Origin of the sequence: Micromonospora sp. NPDC047753, assembly GCF_040642735.1 — a bacterium.
Taxonomy (GTDB): domain Bacteria; phylum Actinomycetota; class Actinomycetes; order Mycobacteriales; family Micromonosporaceae; genus Micromonospora.
In genome coordinates, this window is sequence record NZ_JBEYSL010000351.1 from 1 (window position 1) to 7494 (window position 7494).

Here is a 7494-nt window from a genome sequence, read left to right on the forward strand (position 1 = left end):
ACTCGCCGGCCGCCCGCGAGCTGTCCACCCGGATCAGCGAGGAGCTGTACCTGACCGCGCTGGAGACCTCCGCCGACCTGGCGCGCGACTTCGGCCGGGGGGTTGGGGGCGAGACCCGGTGAGGATCACCTGGGTTCAGCCGGAGGACCTGCTGCCGCACGAGCTTGCTGCCAGCCGGGACGAGGGGCGTGACGTCGCCGCGATCGCTCAACGGTGGACGGCGGCCGGCGGGGACCTGACCCCACCGGTCAGCGGGGCGTCGGTGAACCCGGCGTCGCCGGAGCTGCGGGTCCTCGCCACGGAGCTGCTGGACGCCGCCGACGCGGTGCCCGCGGTCGACACCACTGACGAGGCCGACGACCTGACCTCGCTGCGGACCGGGTGGCCGACCACCTGGTCGCTGCCGACCGAGGCGGCGTACGACCGGTTGCACGGCGGGTGGCTCGGCCGGGCGGTCGGCTGCCTGCTCGGCAAGCCGGTGGAGAAGATTCCCCGCGAGGGCATCCGGGAGATCCTCACCGCTACCGATCGGTGGCCACTGCGCGACTGGTTCACCGCGAAGGGGCTCCCGGCCGACGTGGCCGCCCGCTGGCCGTGGAACCGGCGCAGCGCGCCGACCAGCCTCGCCGAGAACATCGACGGGATGCCCGAGGACGACGACCTGAACTACGCGTTGCTGGCGCTGCGGGTGCTGGAGACGCACGGTCGGGGCTTCACCAGCGCCGACGTGGCGCAGGCGTGGCTGGACTGGCTGCCCGGTGGGCGGGTCTTCACCGCCGAGCGGGTGGCCTACCGCAACCTACTGCTCGGGTACCCGCCGCCGCAGAGCGCCCGCCGGCACAACCCGTTCCGTGAGTGGATCGGCGCGCAGATCCGCACCGACGTGTACGGCTGGGTCAACCCCGGCCGGCCGGACCGCGCCGCCGAACTGGCGGTACGCGACGCGACGGTCAGCCACGTCCGGGGAGGGGTGCACGGCGCGCTCTGGGCTGCGGCCCTGTCGGCAGCCGCGCCGGTGGCCGACACCGTGGACGAGGTGCTGGACGCGGCCGAGGCGGTGCTGCCGCCGACCAGCAGGTTCGCCGCCACGGTCCGGGAGGCGCGCGCCCTCGGCGCGGGCACCGACGACTGGGAACGCGTCGTCGACGAGCTGTACGCACGACACGGCCACCTGCACTGGGTGCACGTCCGCAACAACGCGGCGCTGGTGGCCGCCGCCCTGGCGTACGGGCGGGGGGACCTGGAACGGTCGATCACCGCCGTGGTCAGTGGTGGCTGGGACACCGACTCGACCGGCGCGACGGTCGGCGCGGTGACCGGAGCGCTCACCGGCGCGTCCGGGTTGCCGCAGCGCTGGGTCGCCCCGCTGGGCAACCGGCTGGCCAGCAGCATCGCCGGCTTCGACGGGATCGGCTTCGACGAACTGGCCGAGCGGACCCTCGCCCTGGCACAGCCGGCGACGGAAGGGAGCGTGGCATGAGCGCGCGGGTGGCGGTGGTGGGCAGCAGCAACCTGGACCTGGTGGTCACGGCGTCGCGGCTGCCCCGCCCCGGTGAGACGGTGCTCGGCGAGAACTTCCGGACCGTACCCGGCGGCAAGGGCGCCAACCAGGCCGTCGCCGCCGCCCGGGCCGGTGCGGCCTGCGACTTCGTGGGCGCGGTGGGCGACGACGAGTTCGGTACCCGGATGCGGGCCAGTCTCGTCGACGCCGGCGTGGACGTCAGTGGTCTGCGGACCGCCGCCGGCCCCTCCGGTGTCGCGTTGATCGCCGTCGACCGGGACGCGGAGAACTTCATCCTGGTCGCGCCCGGCGCCAACGGAACGCTGACCGAGCTGGACGCGGACGACAGGGCGAGGATCGCGGCGGCCGACGTGCTGCTGCTGCAACTGGAGGTGCCGCTGAGCGCCGTGCTCCAGGCGGCGAGCTGGGCCCGGGCCGACGGCACCACAGTGGTGCTGAACGCCGCGCCCGCCGCCGCGCTGCCCACCGCCCTGCTCGACCTGGTCGACGTGCTGGTGGTCAACGAGCACGAGGCGGCGGTCGTTGCCGAGGTCGCCTCCGACGACCCGCCGATGCTGCTCGACGCCCTGCTGAAGCTGGTGCCCCGGGTGGTTCTCACCCTCGGCGCGCGCGGGGCCGCGTACGCCGATCGACACGGCCTGCGTCTCGCGGTCCCGGCGCCGCAGATCGACGCGGTGGACACCACCGCCGCCGGTGACGCGTTCACCGGCGCGCTCGCCGTGAGCTGGGCCGAACGCGGCGGCGCCAGCAGCGAGGACACCGTCACCGCCAGCCTGCGCTGGGCCTGCGCCGCCGGCGCGGCCTGTGCCCAGCGGCCCGGAGCGTCCACCGCCCTGCCCGACCGGCCGGCCATCGACGCCCTCTACGACGCGACCTACCGAGGTGCACCGTGAGCTTCAACCCGTACGTCCCGCGCCCGATCGACCGGCCGACCGAGGTGCCGTTGGGCGGGCACGCCGACCTGAGCACCCTGGACGAGGCGAAGATCTTCGCCGCCCCCGCCGACCCGGCCGACTGGCCGGCCTGGCGGGAACAGATCGCCCGGTGGCGGGTCGACGCCCGGGACCGGATCGGCTACGTCGGCGAGCACTACGACGAGATCGCCGGTGACTGCTTCAGCGTCTGCCTGGCCTGGCTCTGGGACGAGACGCTCTACGACCACGAACGCGGCGTCTTCACCGTCGACGAGTTCCTCGACGCGGCCGGGCGGGACTTCGGCGGCTTCGACGGGGTGGTGCTCTGGCACGCGTACCCGGTCATCGGCCTCGACGACCGCAACCAGTTCGACTGGTACCGGGACGTGCCGGAGCTACCCGATGTGGTGCGCGCGTTCCAGCAGCGTGGGGTGCGGGTCTTTGTCGACTACAACCCGTGGGACACCGGCACCCGGCGCGAGGTGGGCAGTGACGCCGAGGAGGTCGCGACGCTGGCCGGCAAGCTCGGCGTCGACGGGGTCTTCCTGGACACCCTCAAGGAGGGCGCCGGGGAGCTGCGCGCCGCGCTGGACGCGGTGCGCCCCGGCATGGTCCTGGAGGGCGAGAGCCGGGTGCCGCTGGCCCGCATCGCCGACCACGCCATGTCCTGGGCGCAGTGGTTCGCCGACTCCGAGGTGCCCGGCGTGCTGCGGGCGAAGTGGTTCGAGCGACGGCACGTGCTGCACCACACCCGGCGCTGGCACCGCGACCACCTCGACGAGCTGCACTCCGCCTGGCTCAACGGCGTCGGCGTGCTGGTCTGCGGCCGGTTCCCGGTTGACCGAGCGCAGGTCCGGCAACGGCCAGATCCGACTCGTCAGGGTGCCGAGAAGCATCAGGGCCGCCGCCGCCAGGTACGCGGGGAGCAGCCCGGCCATCTCGGCCACCAGACCCCACAGCAGCGCGCCGGCGGCCTGCCCACCGGCGAAGCACACCTGGTAGACGGCCAGACCCCGGGCCCGTACCCAACTCGGCAGGAAGAGCTGCATCTCGGCGTTGACGTTGGCCAGCACCGTCACCCAGGCCATCCCGGCGGGCAGCAGGGCGAGCAGCACCAGCGGCACCGCCCGGACGGTGCCGACGACGGTCAGCGCCACTGTGAACAGCGCCCCGGCGATCAGCAGGAGCTGGTTGGCCGTCAGCCGGGTACGGATCACGGCCAGCAGCACGCCACCCGCGATGGCGCCCACGCCGAGGGCGGCCAACAGCACCCCGTACCCGCCGGAGCCCAGCCCCAGCCGCCGACTCGCCACCAACGGCAGCAACGCCCACAGCGCGCTGGCCGGGACCACGAAGACCAACGCACGGCGCAACAGCCGGCGGACGATCGGCGAGTGGCGTACGTAGCGGCTGCCGGCGCGCAACGCGGCGGTGAACCGCTCCGGCACCTCGACCGCGCGGGCATTGCCGGGCCGCCAGCGCCACAGCGCGTACGCGAAGATCGCGAAGGCGACCGCGTTGATGCCGAAGACCGGGGCGACGCCGGTACGGGCGATCAGCACGCCGGCCACCGCGGGTCCGACCGCCCGCGCCACGTTCACGCTTATCGACCCGAGCGCGGACGCCGACCGGAGTTGGTCCTGCGGCACCAGCTCCGGGATCACCGCCGCCCAGGCCGGCAGGGTCAGCGCCTGCCCGACACCGAACGCGAAGGTGAGGGTGAGCAGCAGCGCGGGCGGCATCCGGTCGGTCACGGTGAGCAGCGTCAACACGACCGCCACCGCCACCAGGAACAACTGCACGGCGATCAGCAGGTGCCGGCGGTCGAAGCTGTCGGCCAGCACCCCGGCGGGCAACGCCAGCAGCAGCACCGGCAGCAGACTGGCGGTCTGCACCAACGCGACGAGGGTGGAGGCGTTGGAGTGGTTGATCAACAGCCACTGCGCGCCGACGGTCTGCATCCAGGTGCCGATGTTGGCGGCGAGCAGGGCCAGCCACAGGTTGCGGTAGACCGCCGTCCGCAGCGGCGCCCAGGCCGAGACCGGACGGTCGGCGGGTCCGGCTGCGGCCGTCACCACCGCCCGTCCGCGCGCAGCACGCGCTCACCGGAGACGTAGAGGTCGTCGGGTTCGAGCAGCAGCAACCGGACGACCTCGGTGGCGACCTGTTCGGGCATGGCGTACACCTCGTCCAGGAACTCGGCACCCACCCGTTCCTGTAGCCGGGTCGGCATCGGCCCGGGGTGCAGCTGCATCACCTTGACCCGGTTGCTGTGCTGGGCCTCGGCCAGCGAATCGACAAGGCTGTTGCCGTAGCTCTTGGTGGCCCGGTAGACGGGGATGCCGGGCCGGGGGGCCGCCAGCGCCAGCGCGCCGATGTAGACGACGTTGCCGTGGCCCTGCCGGTGCAGGTGCCGCACCGCTTCCCGCAGCAGGTACGTGATGCCCAGAACGTTGATCTCCACGGCCCGGCGGATGTGTTCCACCGACAGGTCCCCCAGGTCGCCACCGGCCCACATGGAGGCGCAGGCCGCCACCCCGTCGATCGTGCCGTAGCGCTCGACCACCTCGGCGAACCCGTCGCGGACCTGCTCGTAGGAGGAGATGTCGCAGACGGCGCCGTCGCAACCCAGCTCGTCGGTAGCGGCGGCGACCTCGGCGGGCACGTTGCCGAACACCACCACCTGATGCTCGTCGACGAGCAGTCGGGCCACCGCGAGGCCGAGACCGCTGGTCCCGCCGACCACCACGAAGGTTCTGGCACCCATGTCTCTCCAGCCGCCGCCACCACAGGTCACGCGGGTCGCGTGACCTCGCGTTCTTCCCGTTTCCGGGCCCCGCACACCCGTTCGCTGGTAGTGCTGGGCATACCCCGAAGAGGGGATCTGGACGGCTGGGGCACCCGGTCGCCCCCGATTAGCGTCTGCTGCATGACCACGGAACACCCTTCGCACCTGGCCGAGGCGCTGCGCCGCCGCCGCTGGCTGATCTCCGCGTGGCCCTGGCGCGCGCTGGCCTACCTGGTCACCACGGTGCCGATCGCCGGCGTGCTCGGCGTCGGGCTGCTCGTCATCGGCGCGCCCCTGCTGGCCGCCGCCAACGGGCTCCGCCTGCACGGCCGACCACCGAGCATCGCGCTGATGCTGTTCCTGGCGACCGGCAGCCTCACCCTGTTGGCGTTGGCCCCGCTCGTGAGCTTCCCGGTGGCCGTCGTCGAGCGGTGGCGGGTCGGGCTCGTCGACGGTCGCCCGCTGCCCTCGTCGCCGTGGCCGGGCCTGGTCGCCCGCTACCGCAACGCCGCGACCTGGCGGGAGGTGGCCTACCTGTTCTGGCTGGGCGGGTTCACTCCGGTCGCCTACTGGGTGTTCCTCGTGCTGGTGCTGCTCGACCTCGGAATGATCTCCAGCCCCTGGCTGGCCGGAGACGCCAACCAGCCGGTGGTGATCTGGCAGCCGATCGACAGCACCGGCGAAGCCATTCCGTACGCCATCGTGGGGGTGCTGCTGATCCCGGTTCTCTGGTACGCCGTCGGTCTGCTCGCCGCCGTCCAGGCAGCCGTGGCCCGCTGGTTGCTGGCCCACCCGGTGGACGCGGCGGCGCTGCGCGAGGTCACCCGCTCCCGCACCCGACTGGTCGGCGCGTACGAGGCCGAACGCCGTCGCATCGAGCGCGACCTGCACGACGGCGCCCAGCCCCGGCTGACCAGCCTCACCCTCCAGCTCGGGCTGGCCCGGCTGGACGTACCCGAGGACTCCCCCGCGTCCCGCCCCCTCGCCGTGGCGCACGACCAGGCCCGGGGCCTGATGGTGATGCTGCGGCAGTTGGTGCACGGCATCCGCCCGCAGAGCCTCACCGACCTCGGCCTGGCCGGCGCCGTCCGCGAGCTGGCCGACGCCGCCACCATCCCGGTCGCCGTGCACGCCGACCTGCACGACGAGCTGCCGGAGATCGTGGACACCACCGCCTACTTCGTGGTCTCCGAGGCGCTGGGCAACGTGGCCCGGCACGCCCGGGCGACCCGCGCCGACGTACGCCTCACCCAGGTCGGCGGTGACCTTGTCGTCGAGGTGACCGACGACGGTCACGGCGGCGCCGACCCGGCCCGGGGCACCGGCCTGACCGGGCTCGCCGACCGGGTCGCCGCCGTGGACGGCCGGCTGCTCCTGTCCAGCCCGCCCGGCGGCCCTACAGTGGTCCGGGTGGAGCTGCCATGTCGTCGGTGACCCGGGTGGTGCTCGCCGAGGACGAGGTGCTGCTGCGGGAGGGTCTGGTCGCGCTGCTGACCCGCTTCGACTTCACCGTGTGCGCGGCCGTCGGCTCCGCACCGGACCTGCTGGCGGCGGCCCGCGCCCACCAACCGGACCTGGTGCTGACCGATATCCGGATGCCGCCGGGCCGCCGCGACGACGGGCTGCGCGCGGCCGTCACGCTGCGCACCGAGCGACCTGACCTCCCGGTCGTGGTGCTCAGCCAGTACGTGCAGACCGGGTACGCGGCGGCGCTGCTGGACAGCGGCGACGGCCAACGCGTCGGCTACCTGCTCAAGGACCGTATCGCCGAGGTCACCGAGTTCGTCGACACGCTGCGCCGGGTCGCCGACGGCGGCACCGCCATCGACCCGGACGTGGTCCGGCAACTGCTGCACCGCCCCCGCGACCCGCTCGCCGCGCTGTCCGCTCGGGAACGCGAGGTGTTGGCGCTGCTCGCCGAGGGACGCTCCAACGCCTCGATCGCCGGCCGGTTGCACGTCAGCGAGGCGGCGGTCGGCAAGCACGTCGGCAACATCCTGCTGAAGCTCGACCTGCCCCCCAGCGACGACACCAACCGGCGGGTGCTCGCGGTCCTCACCTACCTGCGCGCCGACCCGGTGACCTGACCGGCACCGGGCCGAGATCAGGCCCGGCGTAGATTCTTCTCAGCGGTACCGGCGCCAGGTCAGGGCGCGGACCAGGGAGACGGGGGCACGGCATGGCGAAGGCCTGGCCGAGGGCGAGATCGTCGCCGTCACCGGGCCGAGTGGCTGCGGCAAGTCGACACTGCTGCACTGCCTGGCCGGGAT

Annotated in this window: 6 protein-coding genes and 1 pseudogene; 5 read left to right on the forward strand and 2 right to left on the reverse strand. The window is 73.5% G+C overall.

What is annotated here, in order from left to right; translation table 11 throughout:
- Positions 1–118 precede the first annotated feature (118 nt).
- Positions 119–1480 (forward strand): ADP-ribosylglycohydrolase family protein, encoded by a 1362-nt coding sequence (locus ABZ749_RS24970; RefSeq protein ID WP_357231813.1) that lies wholly within the window; start codon positions 119–121, stop codon positions 1478–1480.
- Positions 1477–2415, forward strand: coding sequence for a PfkB family carbohydrate kinase (locus ABZ749_RS24975; RefSeq protein WP_357231816.1), 939 nt, complete (start codon positions 1477–1479; stop codon positions 2413–2415). Before ABZ749_RS24970 ends, ABZ749_RS24975 begins: the two co-directional genes overlap by 4 nt.
- 416 nt (positions 2416–2831) lie before the next feature.
- On the opposite strand, the gene ABZ749_RS24980 is transcribed toward ABZ749_RS24975, so the two are convergent.
- Positions 2832–4514 carry an MFS transporter gene (locus ABZ749_RS24980; protein ID WP_357231819.1) on the reverse strand — a complete coding sequence of 561 codons (1683 nt, stop codon included), beginning with the start codon at positions 4512–4514 and terminating at the stop codon, positions 2832–2834.
- Positions 4508–5203: an SDR family oxidoreductase gene (locus tag ABZ749_RS24985; RefSeq protein ID WP_357231822.1), complete on the reverse strand. Its 696-nt coding sequence runs from the start codon at positions 5201–5203 to the stop codon at positions 4508–4510. Before ABZ749_RS24985 ends, ABZ749_RS24980 begins: the two co-directional genes overlap by 7 nt.
- A gap of 162 nt (positions 5204–5365) precedes the next feature.
- On the opposite strand from ABZ749_RS24985, the gene ABZ749_RS24990 reads away from it, so the two are divergent.
- The 3 genes and pseudogenes from ABZ749_RS24990 to ABZ749_RS25000 all read left to right on the forward strand — a co-directional run.
- On the forward strand, positions 5366–6658 hold the full coding sequence (locus tag ABZ749_RS24990) for a sensor domain-containing protein (protein WP_357231825.1): 1293 nt from the start codon (positions 5366–5368) through the stop codon (positions 6656–6658).
- Entirely contained in the window at positions 6646–7311 is a 666-nt protein-coding gene (locus ABZ749_RS24995) for a response regulator transcription factor (RefSeq protein WP_357231828.1), read from the forward strand. The genes ABZ749_RS24990 and ABZ749_RS24995 overlap by 13 nt, the downstream gene beginning before the upstream one ends.
- Before the next feature lie 106 nt (positions 7312–7417).
- Positions 7418–7494: pseudogene (locus ABZ749_RS25000) on the forward strand (ATP-binding cassette domain-containing protein); the annotation flags it as partial.

Bases quoted from the DNA above. Each gene is read 5' to 3' on its own strand.
- ABZ749_RS24985 (WP_357231822.1), bottom strand. From the start codon at position 5,203: ATGGGTGCCAGAACCTTCGTGGTGGTCGGCGGGACCAGCGGTCTCGGC.
- ABZ749_RS24990 (WP_357231825.1), top strand. From the start codon at position 5,366: ATGACCACGGAACACCCTTCGCACCTGGCCGAGGCGCTGCGCCGCCGC.
- ABZ749_RS24975 (WP_357231816.1), top strand. From the start codon at position 1,477: ATGAGCGCGCGGGTGGCGGTGGTGGGCAGCAGCAACCTGGACCTGGTG.
- ABZ749_RS24995 (WP_357231828.1), top strand. From the start codon at position 6,646: ATGTCGTCGGTGACCCGGGTGGTGCTCGCCGAGGACGAGGTGCTGCTG.